The following is a 19,116-nucleotide window of genomic DNA, read 5'->3' as shown; positions in this document are numbered from 1 at the left end:
TTGCCTAGTCTGGGGGCATGCTGACGCTGCTTCTGTATGTGCTCATCGTCGGGTTGGTCGCGGCGATGTTGTTTCTCGTCGCCAGTGCGGTGTTCGGCCGGTCGGAGGAGCTCGGACCGTTGCCGCAGGGGACCACCGCGACCGTGCTGCCCGCCGAGGGCGTCACGGGGGCGGATGTGCGGGCGTTACGGTTTCAGCAGGTCGTGCGCGGCTACAAGGCCGGTGAGGTCGACTGGGCGTTGGGGCGGCTGGCCGAGCGCATCGACGAACTCGAGTTCGAGTTGGCGCAGATGCGGCAGTGGCAGGCGCAGGTGGCAGCGGGCCAGGAGCACCGGTGAGCGAGTTCGTCGACGACGGTCTGGTCCGCTGCGACTGGGCGACCGGCTCCCAGCTCTACCGCGATTACCACGACCACGAATGGGGCAAGGCCCTCCACGGCGACGATGCCATGTTCGAGCGGCTGTGCCTCGAGGCGTTCCAATCGGGCCTGGCCTGGATCACGATCCTCCGCAAGCGCCCGGCCTTCCGCGCCGCCTTCGCGGGCTTCGAGATCGCCAAGGTCGCCGAATTCGACGACACCGACCGGGCCCGGCTGCTCGCCGACGCCGGGATCGTCCGCAACCGCGCGAAAATCGACGCGGCCATCGCGAACGCCCGGGTTGCTCGCGACCTGCCGATCGGCCTCGACGAGCTGGTGTGGTCGTTCGCACCCGAGCCACGCCCGAGGCCCGCGACCATCGCTGATGTGCCCGCCACCACACCCGAATCCATTGCTCTGGCAAAGGAATTGAAGCGCCGTGGCTTCGCTTTCGTCGGCCCGACCACGGCCTACGCACTGATGCAGGCGACCGGCATGGTGGACGATCACCTGGCTGTTTGCTGGGTGCAAGCCGTACCGAAAGGAACCGACCCCGGAGTCAGATTTGCTACTCAGGTGTCCGCCCGAGTCGGCAATAGGGAAGAATAGGACCGGTGTGGCCCGCCGAACACCCGGCGGACCAGAGAACAGTAGTGCGCACTCCACCGCGCAGATCTGGAGGGAGCAGAGGATGGCGGCCATGAAGCCCCGTACCGGGGACGGTCCCCTCGAGGCAACCAAGGAAGGTCGTGGAATCGTCATGCGGGTTCCACTCGAGGGTGGCGGGCGTTTGGTCGTCGAACTCACACCGGACGAGGCAGCGGCCCTCGGTGACGAACTGAAGAGCGTCACCAGCTGACAGCCCTGACCGAGGTCGCCGCACTCCTGGCCTGCCCGGAGTGCGGCGACACCCTGCAGCCCGGCGCAGGCGCACTGCGGTGCGGCAACCGGCACAGCTTCGACATCGCCCGCCAGGGTTACGTCGGCCTGCTCACCGGCGCTTCGACGAAAATGACCGGCGACACCGCCGCCATGCTCGACGCCCGCGCGGCTTTCCAGAGTGCGGGCCACTTCGCGCCCATCGCGCATGCCGTCGCCCAAGCTTTCCGCTCCACGCACCCGGCTGGACACACGCCGTCCGCGGCCGACGCCGGACCGCCGTACCGCCACGCATCGTCGAACGACCCCGCATCGTCGGCCGACGCCGGATCGCCGGGGGGTGCGGTGCTGGAGATCGGGGCCGGTACCGGGTACTACCTGGGCGAGGTCCTCGACGCGCATCCGGGTCTCCTCGGTATCGCGCTCGATGTCGCGAAGCCTGCTGCTCGTCGCGCGGCTCGCGCGCATCCCCGGCTCGCGTCGATCCTGGCCGACGCCTGGCGTGGGCTGCCGATCCGCGATGGCGCTCTCACCGGGGTCTTGTCGGTCTTCGCGCCGCGCAATCCCGGCGAAGTCGCGCGGGTGCTCGCGCCCGGCGGACGGTTCGTCGTCGTCACGCCCACCTCACGGCATCTGGGCGAGTTGATCGAACCGCTGGGCATGGTCCGCGTCGACCCCGACAAGGAGCGTCGGCTCGACGACGCGCTGTCGGGGACTTTCACCCGCACCGATCACACCGTGGTCGAATTTCCCATGAAGCTGTCACGTGCCGACGTCACCAATGTGGTCGCCATGGGCCCGTCCGCCTTCCACACCACCGCCGCCGACGACCCACGGATAGCCGCCCTCGCCGACATCACCGAGGTCACGGCCTCGGTCACCGTCGCCACCTACGCACCGCTCGGCTGAACGCCGGCCGTATTCGACGGGACGTGCGACGAGCAGCGCCGGTTGCAGTCGCCCCGGACGAAACCTCTAACGGATGACGCCGCGGTAGACCTCCACAGTCTGCTCCGCAATCCTCGCCCAATCGAACTCCGCGATGGCTCGCGCCCGGCCGGCCTGGCCGTAGCGTTGCGCCAGTTCCGCATCGCCGGCGACCTCGTTCACCGCATCGGCGAGGGCGCGTTCGTAGTCCCCGGCGGCGACGGGGTCGTAGTGGACCAATCGTCCTGTGACGCCGTCGGCGACGACCTCGGGGATTCCGCCCACGTCCGAGGCGACGACGGCGGTTGCGCAGGCCATGGCCTCCAGGTTCACGATGCCCAGCGGCTCGTAGACCGACGGGCATACGAACACCGTTGCGGCCGTGAGGATTTGGCGGACCTGTTCGGTGGGGAGCATCTCTTTCACCCAGAACACATTCCCCCGCCGCCGCTGCAACTCGTCGACCGCGGCGGCCACCTCGAGCTCGAGTTCGGTGGTATCGGCCGCGCCTGCGCACAGCACGAGCTGGATGTCGGGGTCGAAGTCGGCTGCGGCGGCCAGCAGATGGCCCACGCCCTTCTGCCGGGTGATGCGGCCGACGAACGAGACGATCGGGAGGTCGGCGCGTACCCCGAGCCGCTCGAGCACCGGCTGTTCGGAGCCGGCCGGCTCGCCCGGATGCCATACGCCCGCGTCGATGCCGTTGTGCACCACGTGGACCCGGCCGGGGTCGATGGCGGGATAGGCGTCGAGGACGTCGTGGGCCATGCCTTCGCTCACCGCGATCACGGCGTCGGCCTGTTCCATGGCGTTGCGTTCCGACCACGACGACAGGCGGTACCCGCCGCCGAGCTGTTCGGCCTTCCACGGCCTGCGCGGTTCGAGCGAATGCGCGGTGAGTACGTGTGGGATGCCGTACAGCGCACCGGCGAGATGGCCGGCCAGGCCCGCGTACCAGGTGTGCGAATGCACCACGTCCACCGCGCCGACGGCGTCGGCCATCCGCAGCTGCGCCGACATCATCTGCAACGCGGCGTTGGCGGCGTACAGCTCGGGATCGGGCCGGTGCACCACCGCGCCCGTGCGCGGCGCGCCCATGCAGTGCACGGTCACCTCGCACAGCGCGCGCAGCCGGGCGGTGAGCTCGGTGACGTGCACGCCCGCACCGCCGTACACCTCGGGCGGATACTCCCGGGTCAGCATGGCCACCCGCAACGGATCCGCGATCGCTCGTTTTCCGTCGGTGCCATCACTCACGCGGTCCAAATTAGACGCTCGGGTCGACATGGGCCACCGGGTGGGCCCGGGACCTGTACTTTGACAGGGTGAGGAGCCAGCCGCACGTACTCGGGATCGTGCTCGCCGGTGGCGAGGGCAAACGACTGTTTCCGCTCACGGCCGACCGCGCCAAGCCCGCGGTTCCGTTCGGTGGGGCCTACCGGCTGATCGATTTCGTGCTCAGCAACCTGGTCAACGCGGGATATCTGCGCCTGTGCGTCCTCACCCAGTACAAATCGCATTCGCTGGACCGCCACATCTCCCAGACCTGGCGGCTGTCGGGTTTCACCGGGGAGTACATCACCCCGGTGCCCGCGCAGCAGCGGCTCGGGCCGCGCTGGTACACCGGCAGCGCCGACGCGATCATGCAGTCGCTCAACCTGATCTACGACGAGGACCCCGACTACATCGTGGTTTTCGGGGCCGATCACGTGTACCGGATGGATCCGGAACAGATGGTGGCCAGCCATATCGCCTCGGGCGCGGGCGTGACCGTCGCGGGGATCCGGGTGCCGCGTAGCGAGGCGAGCGCGTTCGGGTGCATCGATTCCGACGAGTCCGGGCGCATCACCCAGTTCCTGGAGAAGCCCGCCCATCCGCCCGGCACCCCGGACGACCCGAACATGACCTTCGCGTCGATGGGCAACTACGTGTTCACCACCCGCGTGCTCGTCGACGCGATCCGCGCCGACGCGGAGAACTCCGATTCCGATCACGACATGGGCGGCGACATCATCCCGTCGCTGGTCGCGGCCGGGCAGGCCGCCGTCTACGACTTCGCCGACAACGACGTACCGGGCGCCACCGATCGCGACCGGGGCTACTGGCGCGATGTCGGCACCATCGACGCCTTCTACGAGGCGCACATGGACCTGGTCTCGGTGCACCCGGTGTTCAACCTCTACAACAAGCACTGGCCCATCCGCGGCGCCGCCGAGAACCTGCCGCCCGCCAAGTTCGCGCGCGGCGGCCTCGCTCAGGAGTCCATCGTCGGCGCGGGCTCGATCCTGTCGGCCGCCACCGTACGCAACTCGGTCCTCAGTTCCAACGTGATGATCGACGACGGCGCGACCGTGGAGGGCAGCGTGCTGATGCCCGGTGTGCGCATCGGGCGTGGCGCGGTGGTCCGCCACGCCATTCTCGACAAGAACGTGGTGGTCGGCGAGGGCGAGATCATCGGCGTGGACCTGGACCGCGACCGGGAACGATTCGCCGTGAGCAACGGTGGGGTCGTCACCGTCGGCAAGGGCATCTGGGTGGGCTGACTACCCGCGCGACGCGCAGAGCAGCCCGTCCCCGATCGGGATCAGGACGCTGGTGAGCTCAGGATTCTCCGCGATCGCCCTGGTCGCGGCACGCACCGCCTGGGTGGCCGGGTCGCGCTGGGCCTGGTCGGGGACGCGCCCGCCGAGCAGCGCGTTGTTCAGGATGAACGCCCCGCCCTCGCGCAGTAATCGCACACCCTGCTCCACGTAGAGCGGGTGTTCCATGGGCGAGGCGTCGACGAAGACCAGGTCGTAGGCACCGTCGGCCAGGCGCGGCAGCACATCGAGGGCGCGACCGTTGATGAGCCGGGTGCGCGCGGGCGCGATCTCGGCAGTGCGGAAGGCCTCCTTGGCGGCCCGCTGATGCTCGGGTTCGGAGTCGATGGTGGTGAGGGTTCCGTCCTCACGCATGCCGTCGAGCAGCCACAATCCGCTCACACCCGCGCCGGTGCCCACCTCGACGACCGAGCGGGCGCCGAGCATCTGCGCGTACATGCTCAGCAGCGCGCCGACCGAGGCGGGCACGGGCGCGGCGCCCAATTCGGTGGCCCGCTCGCGCGCGTCGAGGAGGACTTCGTCCTCGACGACGGACTCCTCCACATAGGCCAGGTTCCGCTCCACGTTCGATGCCACAGCTAAGAGGCTATGTCACCGACCGGGTCTGTGTATTCAGCGAAGGCGCCCACGCGGGGTGAGTGTCGGGGCAGATCAGGATTCTCAGGTGCCACTCAGGGTCTCCACACGTGCCCCATATCGCGACAGGAAATAGTTGCCACACCAGCCGATCGCGGCGGGTACGAGGCGCGGGAACAACCGCAGACATCCGGCGGTTGTTCCTGACAAGACAAGGTCCGCTGACCCGGACCGGTTCGGTTTCGTGCCGGCGGTCCCGAGTAGGAGGTGTCCCATCCCGATGGTAGACACGGCGCGTTCCGACGCCACACTGCCCGCCCAGACCCTTCCCACCGACTTTCCGCCGTCCGTCGAGGACGATCTCGATGCCGAACTCACCGGCACCGCGGCTTTCGACGCCACCGGTGACCGCACGGTGATGCCGTCGTGGGACGAACTGGTCCGCGAGCACGCCGACCGGGTCTACCGCCTCGCCTACCGGCTGTCCGGCGACGCCCAGGACGCCGAGGACCTCACCCAGGAAACCTTCATCCGGGTGTTCCGATCCCTGCAGAGCTACCAGCCGGGCACGTTCGAAGGCTGGTTGCACCGCATCACCACGAACCTGTTCCTCGACATGGTCCGCAGGCGCAATCGCATCCGCATGGAGGCCTTACCCGAGGACTACGACCGGGTGCCCGCCGAGGGACCGACGCCCGAGGACGCCTATCACGACTCCCGCCTCGACCCGGACCTGCAGAAGGCGCTCGACGCCCTCGCACCGGAGTTCCGCGCGGCCGTGGTGCTGTGTGACATCGAGGGCCTGTCCTACGAGGAGATCGGCGCCACGCTCGGCGTCAAACTGGGCACTGTGCGCAGCCGCATCCACCGCGGGCGCCAGGCACTGCGCGACTACCTTGCGCATAATGGAATAGAGCAGCGATACTCCGCTGACACCTACGCAGGGTGACGGCCGCGAGCGGTCACACCCGGCCTGGTCGGGTTGATGTCGGTCGGAAGGAAGAACTCCGCATGAGCGTGGATCCAGCATCCTCAGGTCGCACACCGCGCTTTCAGCCCACCGAGCATCTGGCCAGCGAGGCGATCGCGGCCTACGTCGACGGTGAGCTGCGCATGAACGCTTATCTGCGTGCCGCCCAGCATCTCTCGGTGTGCCCCGAATGCGCCGCCGAGGTCGACGCCCAGCAGCAGGCGCGGATCGCGCTGCGCCGGGCGGGTGAAGTCGCCGTTCCGCGCAGCCTGCACGACAGCCTCAGCCGCATCCCGCTGGCCGAACTGCCCGCCGCCGCACCCGAGCCTCCCCGCCGTAACGAGGCATTTCTCGGATTCCTGACCGATTCGTTCCCCGCAGCCCGGTGGACTACGTGGCGGCGCAAGTAGAGTCACGGGCGTGACAGGCGAATCGACGAATCCCGGATCGACCGACAACTCGGATTCGGCGGCGTCACGGGGGAATCTGCGGCCCTCCGACGCGCCGACCCTCGGCCCGCGTCCGGTGTACCGGCCGCACATCGACAGCCATACCGCGCACGCGTTCCGCCGCCCGAACGGCCAGACGGGTTCGTTCGCCCCGCACGACCCGATGCGCGATGGCAAACGTTCCGACGACGGCGAGCTGGTCGATCGCCGACCGCCGGACGGTGTGCTCGCCGAGGCGTTCGCCCGCCCCGAGGGCTCCGACGAACTGTTGCAGCGCGAACCCGATTCCGGCGAACGCAAGATCGTCGTCGCGGGTCCGGTCGACCCGTGGCGTGACCCGGCCGCGGGCGCGCGCCTCGGCGCCCCGGCGATCGAGACACCCGAACCCGCCCCACTGCCTGTCGCTTCCAAATTGTCGGCCCGCGAGGTGCTGTTCGGCTCCCGTGTCGCGCCGAAAGCGCTGGCCCTGCTCGCCGTGATCGCGCTCGGTATCGCCGTCGTCGGTGGGCTGGTCGGGCGGATCACTGCCGAGACCGCGTCCACCCTCACCTCGCGCAAGGTCACCCTCCAGCAGAGCGAAAGCTCCGATTCCCCACACGGCAAGATCGCGGCCGTCGCCGACGCGGTGCTGCCGTCGGTGGTCTCGATTCAGGTCATCATCGGTGACGGCGGGCCGTCCGGCTCGGGTGTCGTGCTCGACGCCGAGCAGGGCTACATCGTCACCAACAACCACGTGATCTCGGCGGCGGCCACCGACAAGTCCGGCAACGCCAAGATCCAGATCGAATTCTCCGACAACACCCGGGTGCCTGCCCAGATCGTCGGGCGCGATCCCAAGACCGACCTCGCGGTGCTCAAGGTCGACGCCGACAACCTCACCGAGGCGAACCTCGGCCGCTCCGACGACGTGCAGGTGGGTGACGACGTGCTCGCCATCGGTTCGCCGCTCGGCCTGGAGAAAACCGTCACCTCCGGCATCGTCAGCGCGCTGCACCGTCCGGTGAGCCTCGGTGGCGAGGGCACCGACACCAATGCCGTGATCGATGCGGTGCAGACCGACGCCTCGATCAACCCCGGTAACTCCGGCGGCGCCCTCGTCGACATGGACGGCAGGCTGATCGGCGTCAACACCGCTATCAAGAGCAACACCGGTAACTCGGTGGGTCTCGGGTTCGCCATCCCGATCGATGTGGTCACCTCCATCGCGCAGACCCTGATCCGCGACGGCAAGGTCAACCACCCGCAGCTCGGGCTCAGCGCGCGCACCAAGGCCGTCGCCAACGAGTTGCGCAGCGGCGCCGCCGTGGCCGACGTGGTGGCGGGCGGACCTGCGGCCAAGGCCGGCATCGTTGAGGGCGACGTGATCGTCAAGGTCGGTGACCGCATCGTCGAGGGCCCCGACGAACTGGTCGTCGCGGTGCAGTCGCACAAGATCGGCGAGCGGGTGAACGTGCAGTTGATCCGCGATGGCAGGCAGGTGGACGTGCCCGTCACCCTCGAATCCGACTGAGCTGCGACGACGCGCGCCGGGTAACCTGGGATCGTGTTCAGCAACATCGGGTGGAGCGAGATGATGATCCTGCTCGTCGCCGCCCTCGTGATCCTCGGCCCGGAGCGCCTGCCCGGGGCGATCCGCTGGACCACGTCGTCGCTGCGTCAGGTACGCGACTACGCCAGCGGGGCCACCTCCACGCTCAAGCAGGAACTCGGCCCGGAGTTCGACGAGCTGCGCAAACCGCTCGCCGAACTCAACGAGCTGCGCGGCATGACACCGCGTGCCGCGGTCACCAAGCACCTGCTGGGCGGCGACGACTCGGTGCTGCGCGATCTGGAGAAGGCCGTGCCGGACCGCAAGGAGTTGTTCGGCACCAGCAGCGGAATGCCCGGCAGTGGGCCTTCGTTGTCGAAGGCGCCGAAGCCGTTGGAGCACAACGAGCGCCCGCCGATCGACTCCGACGCCACCTGACACCGGCGAACAGACCACACGGTCGTCATTTGCCACCCGATCGCGCGTACCGCCGATGTCCGTGCCGACCTCGCCGTCTTTGTGGTTGCCGACAGTCATACCTCGATCGGCGTTGTGCGCCAAGACATTCGATGTCAATCGTTATAGACACGAATCGCCGTCCAGCTGTCTAGACTTCGCACATGTCGGCCGATGACGTGGCACGAGTCTTCGCGATCGAAGACAAGGTCGAGAGACTCAAAGCAGCCACCGACGGGGTGGCGGCTGCCCAGCAGACCATCAACGAACTCACCAGGATCCGCCGCGCCGTGATCCGCGAACTCCATGCCGAGGGCTGGACGTTCGCCCGCATCGGCGCCGCAGCGGGCTTGTCGCGGGCGCGCATCCACCAGGTGAGCACCCAGGGTCCGGTGCCCGAAGGGCTGTTCTTCGGACACGGCACGCTCACCGTGCTCGCCCCGGAGGTCCGCGCGGGCAGGCTGCTCGGCGCACCCGATCCGGCTGCCGCGCAACGGCTGGCCGAGCTGCTGCGCCAGCTCGGTTTCGTGGCGACGGTCGAGACGTTCCTGCCGGGCAGACCCATCGATCTCAATCGCGACGGCCTGGTGGTCCTCGGCGGGCCCGAGCTGTCGCCGAGCCTGCGACAGCTGGTGGCGGCCGATCCACGACTGCGGCGCACCGTCACCCGCGCGGGCGACACCCGGCGCGGCATCGAGGACCGGGCCGCGCGCCGCGTCTACCGGCCCGGCGGCACCGAACCACACGACATCGCCTACCTGGCCAGGCTGCCCCGCCCCGACCGGCGCGGCACCGTGATGCTCATCGACGGACTGCACCCGCCGGGTTCCCTGGGTGCGATCCGGTTGCTGGCCACCCGGCTGGCGACGCTGCACGAGCGGGCGAGCACGCATTTGTTCTCGGTTCTCATCGCTGTGCGGTACGACCGCACGACCGGCGAACCGGTCGATGCGGACCTACTCACCCCGGTTTATCGGCACGAAACCGACCAAAAGTCCGCTGCGAACCGGACTCGCCCATAACTGCATCTAAACAACGGACACTTTGTGATCTGCATCACGGTAATGTTATAGATCACAACCCGAGCCCGATGGTTAGATTGCTAGCGAGTAACCGAGTGTGAGTAGGTGAGCTTCACATGTTCTCGTCTCCCGAGGCCAATGCCTGCCGGGTCCTGCCCGTGCGCGCGGCCGGCGCCGCGGGCCCCCGGCCTGTTCCCGCGTCCGACATCGACTCCGTCGGCGGTGAGGTGGTCGTGACGACCCACCGCGTGACCTACAGCGACCGTTTGAAGGTCTTCATCGGCCCGCACGAGGACGTGGACAGCTTCCTGCGCCCGCTGCGGCGGATGGACGGCCATCAGCGCTTCGCGCTCGATCTGACGGTGCTACCCGAGCCCATGCCCGCCACCGAGGTGACGGCGTCGGTGAGCGCGGCTCGCGGCGATCTGGCGCTGCGCTGCACCGGCTCCGCCGACGCGATGACGCTGCAGCTACGCACGACGGTCGATCATCTGCCGCGCCGCTACACCCTCGGGTTCCCCGGCAGCCGCCTCGGACTGCCCACGGTGTACGTGCCGCACGGCGACGACGACACCTACGTCTACCCGGAGGAGGTCTTCACCGCCGAGTACGCGGCGCAGATCTTCCACGAGTTCTTCCATCAGGGCGCCGTGCCCGCCGGTCTCCAGCACCGCGAGATCCTCGACTGAGCTTTCCCCGCGCCGGGATGCTCGCGGTTAGCTAGGCTGGACCGAAAGGTCACAGTCGGTGGAGAGGCCGGTGGGCGATGCGCGATCTGCTCGGGCAGGTGGTCGATCTACTCGCCGAGGGGCCGGTGGCGCTGGCCCGGATCGTCGCCCGGATCGGGGCGGGGCCGCGCGATACCGGGGCCGCGATGGTGTTCACCCCGGATGGTCGGGTCGTCGGTTCGCTCTCGGGTGGATGCGTCGAGGCGGCGCTACTGGTGACGGCCCAGCAGGTGCTCGCCGACGGCTCGGCATGCGTGGAGCGGTTCGCGGCAGCCGACGAGCTCACCGTCGGACTGCCGTGTGGCGGGGAGATCGAGGTCTTCGTCGAACGGCTCGGCCACGCCGATCTTCCACTGCTGCGCGAGCTGCGTGCCGCGCTCACCGCGCACCAGCCCATCGCCTACGCCACGACTCTCGAATCCACCCCGGATCGCCGGCTGCTGCGGCCCGGGCAGGTCACGCCGTGGCGCGGCCTCGACCAGGACGCGGCCGCACTGCTCACCGCGGGCCACAACGGCATGGTCGGCGCCCAGGATTGCACGCCTGCCGTCGCGACCCGCCCCCGCACCTTCGTCCAGGTGTTCCGCTCCCCCGCGCGCATGATCCTGGCAGGGGCCAACGACTACACCCGCGCCCTCACCACGGCCGCCACTCAGCTCGGCTACCGCGTCACCGTCGTCGACGCCCGCGAAACCTTCACCACCCCGGCACTTTTCCCCACCGCCGACGAAGTGGTCGTCGACTGGCCCCACCGCTACCTGGCCGCCGAAGCCGCGGCAGACCGCATCGACGACCGCACGGTCGTCTGCGTCCTCACCCACGACCCCAAATTCGACGTCCCCATGCTTGCCACCGCCCTCGACCTGCCTGCAGTCGCCTTCATCGGCGCCCTCGGTTCCCGCCGAGCCCACCGCGACCGCACCACCCGCCTCCGCGACCACGGCCTCTCCCCCACCACCATCGCCCGCATCCACAGCCCTCTCGGCCTCGACCTGGGCGCCCACACCCCCGAGGAAACCGCCGTCTCCATCCTCGCCCAGATCCTCGCCACCCGAACCAACACCACGGCCCGCCCCCTCACCACCCTGACCGGCCCCATCCACCCCCGAACACCCTGAGCCCCCCGACACTGATCCCCGCGCGGACCGTCTTCGCTTCCGATAACCGCGCCGCGGCCGATCGGTACATAGGTCGTCGAGTTCGGCGTCGGTCGCGCGGGAAAGGTCGACCGCGCCCACTCGGTTACGTGGACCGATACGCACAACGAGCACTCGCTGGGAGTGGACGGACAGCGTCGTCGGCAGCCCACACAGTCGAGCCACGCGGCAAGGGGTGGGCGCGCCGATGACCGCCTCGTCGTCGCGACGACGAGGCGGTCGAGGAGAGGTGTCAGGCGGCGACCTGTTCGGGGCGGAGGGTTTTCATCGGGGGGCGGTCTTCGAGGGAGACCTCGGTGGTGTGGGGGATGAATTCGCCTGCGATGAGGGGGAATTGGGTGAGGGGGGCGCCGGAGTCGGGGACGCCGCTGCGGCGCAGGGCGGTGCCGAGGATCTGGCGGCTCATCACGCCGAGGTCGGAGAGGGGGCGGTTGCGGTGGGTGCGGACGCCGAGGTTCACCTGGGTGATGGCGTCGAGGCCCAGGCGGTCGTAGGTGTCGAGCAGCAGGCCGATCTCCACGCCGTAGCCGGGGGCGAAGGGGACGGCGGTGAGCAGTTCGCGGGTACCCGCGTATTCACCGCCGAGCGGTTGCAACACCTGGACCAGTTCGGGGCGCAGCGCCGCCAGCAGGGGGCGGGCGACCAGTTCGGTGACCCGGCCACCGCCGTTGGCGTCGACGGACTCGCCTTGGCGCAGCGGGCGCCGGTAGTAGGCCTTGGACAGGTGGGTACCGGGCATGGTCAGCAGCGGGCCGAGCAGCTTGGGCACGAACGCCGGGTCGGGATCGATGAGGTCGGAGTCGACGAAGGCGATGAGGTCACCGGAGGTGCAGGCCAACGACCGCCACAGCGCCTCGCCCTTGCCCGCGACCGGCTCGAGCTCGGGCACGGCCTCCTCACGGGTCACCACCTCGGCACCCGCGCGCCGCGCACGTTCGGCGGTGGCATCGGTGGACCCGGAGTCGAGCACGATCAGTTCGTCGACGAGGGTGCCGAGCAGCGGCCGGATACTGGCCACCACGTCGGCGACGGTGTCCTGTTCGTCCAGGGCGGGCAGCACCACCGAAACGGTGCGACCCGCTTTGGCGGCGACGAGGTCGCCGACCGTCCAGTCAGGGGTGTCCCAGGTGTGGGTAGTGGCCCAGGCGGGCTCGCGGTGTTGGATTTTCATGCCAGACCTCGCAGAGTTCGTGCGGGGGGCCGGATGCCCTGGATTGCGGCGATCATGTCCACGACCCGCCGGGTTTCGGCGACTTCGTGAACCCGGAAGACCCGAGCGCCCGCGGCGGCCGCCCACGCGGTTGCCGCCAGTGTGCCCTCGACCCTCTCGGTCAGACCGACACCTAGAGTCTCCCCGATAAAGTCCTTGTTACTCAGGGCCATCAGCACTGGCCACCCGGTTTTTACGAGACTGTCGATTCCACGCAACAACTCGAGCCCGTGATAGGTGTTTTTTCCGAAATCGTGAGTGGGATCGATCACGATTCCGTCGCGCCGCACACCGGCGGCGGCCGCGCGTTCGGCCGCGGCGGCCACGGTGGCGGTCACTTCGGCGACCACATCGGCGTAGCGGACCCGGTGCGGACGGGTACGCGGCACGGCGCCACCGGTGTGGCTGCAGACGATCCCGGCACCCAGGTCGGCGGCGACGTGCACGAGCTCGGGGTCCGCCCCTGCCCAGGTGTCGTTGACCAGATCGGCCCCGGCGGCCACGGCGTCCCCGGCGACCTTGCCGCGCCAGGTGTCCACACTGATCAACAGCTCCGGGTACTTCTCCCGGATCGCCGCGACGAACGGAACCACCCGTCGCGTTTCCTCGGTCGCGTCGACCGTGTCGCCCGGCCCGGCCTTCACCCCGCCGATGTCGACCAGGTCGGCGCCTTCGTCGACGGCCCGCGTCACCCGGTCCATCGCGGCCCGGTCGGTGAAGGTGGCGCCCCGGTCGTAGAACGAGTCGGGGGTGCGGTTCACGATCGCCATCACCAGCGCGCGATCGGTCGGCACGGGCCGACCACAGAAGGTGGGTTCAGGCATCGCTATCGCGGAGCTCTACCCGCGGCGACATCGTCGGCGTAGCCGTCGTAGGCCGGGACGTAGCCCTCGGTCGGTCCGCTGAGCACGTACAGCTGCCCCTCGGCGTCGGCGGCGTAGCCCTGCTTGCGCAGTTCCACCTTGCGGCTCTTGAAGGTGGAGGTCTGCTCGAGTTCGGCGACCACCCGGACGAACAGCGGGACCGCGTAGAGCGGCAGCCGCTCGTAGACGGTAGCGGCCAGCCCCTTGCCGTCGAATTCGGCATCGGGGTGCAGGGTGATCGCGGCCATGCCCGCCTTGCCGTCGGTGCCGGGAATGTCCACCCCGAACACCACCGCCTGCTCGACGCTCGGGTGTTGATCGAGCGCGCCCTCCACCTCGGTGGTGGCGACGTTCTCGCCCTTCCAGCGGAAGGTGTCACCGAGCCGGTCGACGAACGCGATGTGCCAGAAGTGCTGGTCGCGCACCAGGTCGCCGGTGTCGAACCAGCAGTCGCCCTTCTTGAACCCGTCGCGGACCAGCTTGGATTCGGAGGCCTTCGCATCGGTGTAACCGTCGAAGGGCTGACGGTTGTTCACCTTCGCCGGGAGCAGTCCGACGCCGCCGGAACGCACCTTGCGCAGTTTTCCGTCCGATCCGCGGCGCGGCTTACCGGTCTCGTCGTCGTATTCGACCACCGCGTACGGCAGCGGGCACAGCCCGGCCGTGCGGTCGACACCGAAGGCGTTGACGAAGGCGAGCGGCGCCTCGCTCGACCCGTAGAACTCCACCACCCGGTCGATGCCGAAGCGGCGCCGGAACTCGTCCCACAGTTCCGGCCGCAGCCCGTTGCCGACGACGAGCCGTACCCGGTTGTTCTCCTCGCCTGGCCGTACGGGCTGGTTGACCAGGTAGCGGCACAGCTCACCGATGTAGATGAACGCCGTCGCCCCTTCGCGGGCGATCTCGGCCCAGAAGCCGGAGGCGGAGAACTTGCGCGCGAGCACATAGGTCGACTCACCGGCCAGCACCGCCGACAGCGCCACCGTGAGCGCGTTGTTGTGGTACAGCGGCAGGCAGCAGTACAGGGCGTCGTCGCCGCGCAACCGCACGCCGAGCCCGCCGAGCCCGGCCATGCTCTTGGTCCAGCGCAGATGGGTCATCACGCTGGCCTTCGGCATACCGGTGGTGCCGGAGGTGAAGATCAGGAACGCGCGTTCGCCCGCCGTCACCTGCTCACAGACCGCCGGATCGGAAGCCGTTGCGCCACGCGCCGATTCGGCGAGTTCCTCGGACATCAGCACGTTCGCCGGTGCCTCGGGCAGCGAATCGAGTGCTTCCAGGCATTCCTCGCCGACCACGACCAGCACGCTGTCGAGCAGACCGATGCTGTGGGCCAGCACCTGATCGCGCTGGTTGTAGTTGAGCAACCCGACGGTGGCGCCGAGTTTGAGCACCGCGAGCACCGTGAACAGCGTCTCGGGACGGTTGGTCATGAGCACGCCGACCACGTCGCCGCGATCGACTCCGCGCGCGGAAAGCACTGCGGCGTACCGGTTCACCTCGCTGTTGGCGGCGCGGTAGGTGTAGGAACGGCCTTCGAAACGCAGGAACACCCGGTCGGGCCGCCGGTGGGCGAGCCGCTGGAAGTACTTGCCGATGGAGGCTTTGTCCTTGGGCCCCACCAGCATTCCCGGTGCGTTGCGCAGCATGCGCGGTGCGTCCATGGCCATGCCGGGCAGCTTCTTGGCCAGGTCGAACACGCTGACGGTGTCGCGGGCGTCGTTGCTCACGTCGATCTCCTACCCTCGGGCCGCGGCCGGTGTCAACGCGGCGAACGCGGCTGGCAGGTCGGCGGCCACGACGATGCGGTCGCGCGCCTGCTGTGTGACAATCTTGCGCTCGAACAGCTCGTCCAACCAGCCGAACAGCCCGCGGTAGAAACCGTCGGCGTCGAGCACGACCACGGGTTTGGTGTGTTCGCCCAGGTAACCGCCGGTCCAGGTTTCGAAGAATTCCTCGAGCGTCCCGACGCCGCCGGGCAGGGTGAGGAAGGCGTCGGCGCGTTCCTCCATCAGCTGTTTGCGCTGGCGCATGGTGTCGGTGACGAGCAGTTCGTCGGCGGCGGTATCGGCGACCTCGCGGTGCACCAGGTGCTTGGGGATCACCCCGACGGTGTGCGCGCCGCCCGCTCGCGCGGCCGCCGCGACCGCGCCCATCATCGACACCCGGCCGCCGCCGGACACCAGTTGCCAACCACGACGGGCGATTTCGGTGCCCACCTGGGAGGCCAGGTCGATCAGTTCCGGTTCGGTGGTACTCGCCGAGCAGTAGACGCAGATCGAGTAGCTCACCACTGGTCCTCGGTGCCGAGCCGTTCGATGTCGCCGCCGCGTCCGCCGGTCGCCTCCTTGACGATGCGCACCACGTCTTCGACGCTGTCGGTGACCTGGATGAGGTCGAGATCCTCCGGCGAGATCTTGCCCGACCCGGCCAGCGAATTACGCATCCACTCCACCAGCCCGGACCAGTAGGCCGTGCCGAACAGGATGATCGGGAAACGGGTGATCTTGCGGGTCTGCACCAGGGTGAGCGCCTCGAACAGTTCGTCGAGGGTGCCGAAACCGCCGGGCAGGCAGACGAAGGCCTGCGAGTACTTCACAAACATCGTCTTGCGGACGAAGAAGTAGCGGAAGTTGATCCCCAGGTCCACCCAGTCGTTGAGCCCCTGTTCGAACGGCAGCTCGATACCGAGGCCGATCGAGTAGCCGCCCGCCTCCGACGACCCGCGGTTGGCCGCCTCCATGGCCCCCGGTCCGCCGCCGGTGATGATCGCGAATCCGGCGTCGGTGAGCGCGGACCCGATCGCCCGTGCCGCCGCGTACTCCGGGTGGTCGACCGGCGTACGCGCCGAGCCGAACACCGTGACGGCGGGCGGCACCTCGGCCAGCGCGCCGAAGCCCTCGACGAACTCGGCCTGGATCCGCAGCACCCGCCACGGGTCCGTGTGCACCCACTCGCTGTCCTGACGGGTGTCGAGGAGATTGCGGTCCGCGGTCCGTGCTCCCGGCTTGCGTTCGCGTCGGAACATCACCGGCCCACGGAACTTCGGTTTGGCCTTCCCCACCTGTTCATCCACGGATTCGCTCGACATGTCCTCCACGCTACTGGGCACCCGCGGTGAGGTAGGTGCGCAGCATGGCGGTGACGGCGGTGATCTGGCTGAGCGGGACGTGTTCGTCGCGCTTGTGAGCAAGATTGGGGTCGCCGGGGCCGAAGTTCACGGCGGGAATGCCACGGGCGGCGAAGCGTGAGACGTCGGTCCAGCCGTACTTGGCGCGCACTCCGCCGCCGCCGTGGGCGTTGACCGAGTCGATGAGGCTGCGCGCGGCCGGTGCGGTGAGACCGGGCAGAGCGCCGGGCGAGGAATCGGTGACCAGGAAACCCACGTCGAGCCCGTCGAAGACCTCGCGCACGTGGGCGATGGCCTGCTCGACCGTGCGGTCGGGGGCGTAGCGGAAGTTCACGTCCACCTCGGCCACGTCGGGCACCACATTGCCCGCGACGCCACCGGACACGCGCACCGCCGAGAGCCCTTCGCGGTACACGCAGCCGTCGATGTCGACCTGGCGCGCCTGGTAGGCGGCCAGCCGCTCCAGCACCGGCGCCAGCGCGTGAATCGCGTTCTCCCCCAACCAGGCCCGGGCCGAATGCGCGCGCACACCCGAGGTGCTCAACCGCACCCGCAGGGTGCCCTGGCAGCCGGCCTCGATCCAGCCTCCGGAGGGTTCGCCGAGCACGGCGAGGTCGCCGTCGAGCCACTCGGGCATGTCGCGTTCGATGTGGTTGAGGCCGTTGAACTCGGCGGCGATCTCCTCGCCGTCGTAGAAGATGAGCGTCAGGTCATGGGCCGGGTCGGTGATGGTGGCGGCCAGGTGCAGGAATACCGCGTCGCCGGACTTCATGTCGACGGTGCCGCAGCCGAACAGCACCGGCTCCCCGTCCACCTCGGCGGGCCTGCTCGGCACGTTGTCGGCGATGGGCACCGTGTCCAGGTGCCCGGCCAGGATCACCCGGGTGGGCAGGCCGAGGTTCGTGCGCGCCAGCACCACATTGCCGTGCCGCTTGATCTCGAAACCGGTGGTCTGATCGCGCAGCGCCTGCTCGACCAGGTCCGCGATGGCGGCCTCGTCGCGGGAAACGCTCGGCACATCGACCAGGGCGGCGGTCAACTGGACGGGGTCGGCGCGCAAATCGAGAGTCACATCTCGACAGTAGTACGCGCGTACGACGCCGTGTCCGGGTGCGGGAATCGGACCGGGTGGTCCATCGCACAGCCCCCGCGCCACCTCGACCTGGATCGAGGCGGCAAAATGTGGTCCCGTGAGCACTCAAGGAGCAAGCGCAGTCGGTATCGCCACCATCACCTCGGACGGCACCGTCCTCGACACCTGGTACCCGAGCCCGGAGCTGGGCGAGTTCACCGAGACCGGCTCCCAGCGCCTCGACGCGGCCGACGCGCCGGAGTTCGCCGACCTGCTCGGCCCCGACAAGGCGCGCGGCGTGGAGGTGGTCGCGGTGCGTACGACCATCGCCGACCTGTCGGCCGCCCCCACCGACGCCCACGACGTGTATCTGCGCCTGCACCTGCTCTCGCACCGCCTGGTCCAGCCGCACGGCCTGAGCCTGGACGGCCAGTTCGGCCTGCTCAGCAATGTGGTGTGGACCAACCACGGCCCGTGCGCGGTGGAGGGTTTCGAGCAGACCCGGATCAAGCTGCGCGCCCGCGGCCCGGTGACCGTGTACAGCATCGACAAGTTCCCCCGCATGGTCGACTACGTGGTGCCCTCGGGTGTGCGCATCGGCGACGCCGACCGCGTCCGCCTCGGTGCGCACCTGGCCTCGGGCACCACCGTCATGCACGAGGGCTTCGTGAACTTCAACGCGGGCACCCTCGGCAACTCGATGGTCGAGGGCCGTATCTCGGCCGGTGTCGTGGTGGGCGACGGCTCCGATATCGGTGGTGGCGCGTCGACGATGGGCACGCTGTCGGGCGGCGGAACCACCGTCATCTCGGTCGGTGAGCGCAGCCTGCTCGGCGCCAACGCGGGTCTCGGCATTCCGCTCGGCAACGACTGCGTGCTCGAGGCGGGCCTGTACCTGACGGCCGGAACCAAGGTCACCGCGCCCGACGGCACCGTCGTCAAGGCCGCCACCCTGGCCGGGCAGAACAATCTGCTGTTCCGCCGCAATTCGACCACCGGCGCGGTGGAAGTGGTGCCCCGCAAGGGCACCGGTATCGAGCTCAATGCCGCGCTGCACGCCAACGACTGAATCCCACATTCGGCAATATCGCATTTATTGCGGTTTGTTGACGACGGGTATCCCGGTGCGGCAAGGCTTTTCGGGTCCGCTAGCTTGAATTCGCCCACCCGGTCGGGGGGCTTTCGAATGTG

At 69.0% G+C, this 19,116-nt stretch carries 21 protein-coding genes; 13 read left to right on the top strand and 8 right to left on the bottom strand.

Annotated features, from left to right (window positions below):
• Positions 1–17: 17 nt before the first annotated feature.
• The 4 genes from ACWEVR_RS02275 (at position 18) to ACWEVR_RS02260 (ending at position 2,146) form a co-directional block, all read left to right on the top strand.
• Positions 18–338, top strand: coding sequence for a DivIVA domain-containing protein (locus ACWEVR_RS02275; protein WP_452465482.1), 321 nt, complete (start codon positions 18–20; stop codon positions 336–338).
• Positions 335–967, top strand: a complete 633-nt coding sequence (locus ACWEVR_RS02270; RefSeq protein ID WP_452465481.1) for a DNA-3-methyladenine glycosylase I — start codon at positions 335–337, stop codon at positions 965–967. Before ACWEVR_RS02275 ends, ACWEVR_RS02270 begins: the two co-directional genes overlap by 4 nt.
• Before the next feature lie 82 nt (positions 968–1,049).
• Positions 1,050–1,217 carry a DUF3117 domain-containing protein gene (locus ACWEVR_RS02265; RefSeq protein ID WP_011211259.1) on the top strand — a complete coding sequence of 56 codons (168 nt, stop codon included), beginning with the start codon at positions 1,050–1,052 and terminating at the stop codon, positions 1,215–1,217.
• A complete protein-coding gene (locus ACWEVR_RS02260) occupies positions 1,214–2,146 on the top strand; it encodes a putative RNA methyltransferase (protein ID WP_452465684.1) in 933 nt (310 codons plus the stop codon). The genes ACWEVR_RS02265 and ACWEVR_RS02260 overlap by 4 nt, the downstream gene beginning before the upstream one ends.
• A gap of 66 nt (positions 2,147–2,212) precedes the next feature.
• On the opposite strand, the gene glgA is transcribed toward ACWEVR_RS02260, so the two are convergent.
• Positions 2,213–3,379 (bottom strand): glycogen synthase, encoded by a 1,167-nt coding sequence (glgA, locus tag ACWEVR_RS02255; RefSeq protein WP_452465683.1) that lies wholly within the window; start codon positions 3,377–3,379, stop codon positions 2,213–2,215.
• Positions 3,380–3,489: 110 nt separating this feature from the next.
• On the opposite strand from glgA, the gene glgC reads away from it, so the two are divergent.
• Complete coding sequence (gene glgC / locus ACWEVR_RS02250) at positions 3,490–4,707, top strand: glucose-1-phosphate adenylyltransferase (protein WP_067637704.1); 1,218 nt, start codon at positions 3,490–3,492, stop codon at positions 4,705–4,707.
• Here the strand turns inward: glgC and ACWEVR_RS02245 are convergent, their stop codons facing one another.
• Positions 4,708–5,340 carry an O-methyltransferase gene (locus ACWEVR_RS02245; RefSeq protein ID WP_452465480.1) on the bottom strand — a complete coding sequence of 211 codons (633 nt, stop codon included), beginning with the start codon at positions 5,338–5,340 and terminating at the stop codon, positions 4,708–4,710. It lies immediately after the preceding gene.
• 280 nt (positions 5,341–5,620) lie between these two features.
• On the opposite strand from ACWEVR_RS02245, the gene sigE reads away from it, so the two are divergent.
• The 7 genes from sigE to ACWEVR_RS02210 all read left to right on the top strand — a co-directional run bounded on the left by sigE (position 5,621) and on the right by ACWEVR_RS02210 (position 11,611).
• Positions 5,621–6,289, top strand: a complete 669-nt coding sequence (gene sigE / locus ACWEVR_RS02240) for an RNA polymerase sigma factor SigE (protein WP_084456750.1) — start codon at positions 5,621–5,623, stop codon at positions 6,287–6,289.
• A gap of 62 nt (positions 6,290–6,351) precedes the next feature.
• Entirely contained in the window at positions 6,352–6,720 is a 369-nt protein-coding gene (locus tag ACWEVR_RS02235) for a zf-HC2 domain-containing protein (protein ID WP_452465479.1), read from the top strand.
• Between the two features lie 10 nt (positions 6,721–6,730).
• Positions 6,731–8,269, top strand: coding sequence for a S1C family serine protease (locus tag ACWEVR_RS02230; RefSeq protein ID WP_452465478.1), 1,539 nt, complete (start codon positions 6,731–6,733; stop codon positions 8,267–8,269).
• 33 nt (positions 8,270–8,302) lie between these two features.
• Complete coding sequence (gene tatB, locus ACWEVR_RS02225; RefSeq protein ID WP_067485778.1) at positions 8,303–8,725, top strand: Sec-independent protein translocase protein TatB; 423 nt, start codon at positions 8,303–8,305, stop codon at positions 8,723–8,725.
• 182 nt (positions 8,726–8,907) lie between these two features.
• Positions 8,908–9,765 carry a hypothetical protein gene (locus ACWEVR_RS02220; RefSeq protein WP_452465477.1) on the top strand — a complete coding sequence of 286 codons (858 nt, stop codon included), beginning with the start codon at positions 8,908–8,910 and terminating at the stop codon, positions 9,763–9,765.
• A gap of 116 nt (positions 9,766–9,881) precedes the next feature.
• On the top strand, positions 9,882–10,454 hold the full coding sequence (locus ACWEVR_RS02215) for a hypothetical protein (protein ID WP_452465476.1): 573 nt from the start codon (positions 9,882–9,884) through the stop codon (positions 10,452–10,454).
• A 77-nt stretch (positions 10,455–10,531) separates the two neighbouring features.
• A complete protein-coding gene (locus ACWEVR_RS02210) occupies positions 10,532–11,611 on the top strand; it encodes an XdhC family protein (RefSeq protein ID WP_452465475.1) in 1,080 nt (359 codons plus the stop codon).
• 271 nt (positions 11,612–11,882) lie between these two features.
• Here ACWEVR_RS02210 and ACWEVR_RS02205 read toward each other — a convergent pair whose 3' ends face one another.
• The 6 genes from ACWEVR_RS02205 to dapE are packed head-to-tail and all read right to left on the bottom strand — an operon-like array spanning position 11,883 to position 17,925.
• Positions 11,883–12,821, bottom strand: coding sequence for a glucosyl-3-phosphoglycerate synthase (locus tag ACWEVR_RS02205; RefSeq protein ID WP_067485770.1), 939 nt, complete (start codon positions 12,819–12,821; stop codon positions 11,883–11,885).
• Positions 12,818–13,684: a dihydropteroate synthase gene (gene folP, locus ACWEVR_RS02200; RefSeq protein ID WP_452465474.1), complete on the bottom strand. Its 867-nt coding sequence runs from the start codon at positions 13,682–13,684 to the stop codon at positions 12,818–12,820. Before folP ends, ACWEVR_RS02205 begins: the two co-directional genes overlap by 4 nt.
• Positions 13,685–13,686: 2 nt before the next feature.
• On the bottom strand, positions 13,687–15,453 hold the full coding sequence (locus tag ACWEVR_RS02195) for a long-chain-acyl-CoA synthetase (protein WP_452465473.1): 1,767 nt from the start codon (positions 15,451–15,453) through the stop codon (positions 13,687–13,689).
• Positions 15,454–15,462: 9 nt separating this feature from the next.
• Positions 15,463–16,017, bottom strand: coding sequence for an LOG family protein (locus tag ACWEVR_RS02190; protein WP_225278779.1), 555 nt, complete (start codon positions 16,015–16,017; stop codon positions 15,463–15,465).
• On the bottom strand, positions 16,011–16,814 hold the full coding sequence (locus ACWEVR_RS02185; protein WP_067637985.1) for an LOG family protein: 804 nt from the start codon (positions 16,812–16,814) through the stop codon (positions 16,011–16,013). Before ACWEVR_RS02185 ends, ACWEVR_RS02190 begins: the two co-directional genes overlap by 7 nt.
• A 10-nt stretch (positions 16,815–16,824) precedes the next feature.
• Positions 16,825–17,925 carry a succinyl-diaminopimelate desuccinylase gene (gene dapE / locus ACWEVR_RS02180; RefSeq protein ID WP_452465472.1) on the bottom strand — a complete coding sequence of 367 codons (1,101 nt, stop codon included), beginning with the start codon at positions 17,923–17,925 and terminating at the stop codon, positions 16,825–16,827.
• Between the two features lie 118 nt (positions 17,926–18,043).
• Here dapE and dapD point away from each other — a divergent pair, with 118 nt between their 5' ends.
• Positions 18,044–18,994 carry a 2,3,4,5-tetrahydropyridine-2,6-dicarboxylate N-succinyltransferase gene (gene dapD / locus ACWEVR_RS02175; protein ID WP_067637725.1) on the top strand — a complete coding sequence of 317 codons (951 nt, stop codon included), beginning with the start codon at positions 18,044–18,046 and terminating at the stop codon, positions 18,992–18,994.
• Positions 18,995–19,116: the final 122 nt, after the last annotated feature.

Source organism: Nocardia sp. NPDC003979, assembly GCF_053605015.1.
Note: the sequence above shows the minus strand (reverse complement) of the source record. Positions and strands in the feature narration are given on the sequence as shown.

Coding starts and splice junctions, on each gene's coding strand:
- ACWEVR_RS02220 (WP_452465477.1), top strand. CDS start 8,908: ATGTCGGCCGATGACGTGGCACGAGTCTTCGCGATCGAAGACAAGGTC.
- ACWEVR_RS02235 (WP_452465479.1), top strand. CDS start 6,352: ATGAGCGTGGATCCAGCATCCTCAGGTCGCACACCGCGCTTTCAGCCC.
- ACWEVR_RS02210 (WP_452465475.1), top strand. CDS start 10,532: ATGCGCGATCTGCTCGGGCAGGTGGTCGATCTACTCGCCGAGGGGCCG.
- sigE (WP_084456750.1), top strand. CDS start 5,621: ATGGTAGACACGGCGCGTTCCGACGCCACACTGCCCGCCCAGACCCTT.
- ACWEVR_RS02185 (WP_067637985.1), bottom strand. CDS start 16,814: ATGTCGAGCGAATCCGTGGATGAACAGGTGGGGAAGGCCAAACCGAAG.
- ACWEVR_RS02215 (WP_452465476.1), top strand. CDS start 9,882: ATGTTCTCGTCTCCCGAGGCCAATGCCTGCCGGGTCCTGCCCGTGCGC.
- ACWEVR_RS02265 (WP_011211259.1), top strand. CDS start 1,050: ATGGCGGCCATGAAGCCCCGTACCGGGGACGGTCCCCTCGAGGCAACC.
- ACWEVR_RS02205 (WP_067485770.1), bottom strand. CDS start 12,821: ATGAAAATCCAACACCGCGAGCCCGCCTGGGCCACTACCCACACCTGG.
- folP (WP_452465474.1), bottom strand. CDS start 13,684: ATGCCTGAACCCACCTTCTGTGGTCGGCCCGTGCCGACCGATCGCGCG.
- ACWEVR_RS02275 (WP_452465482.1), top strand. CDS start 18: ATGCTGACGCTGCTTCTGTATGTGCTCATCGTCGGGTTGGTCGCGGCG.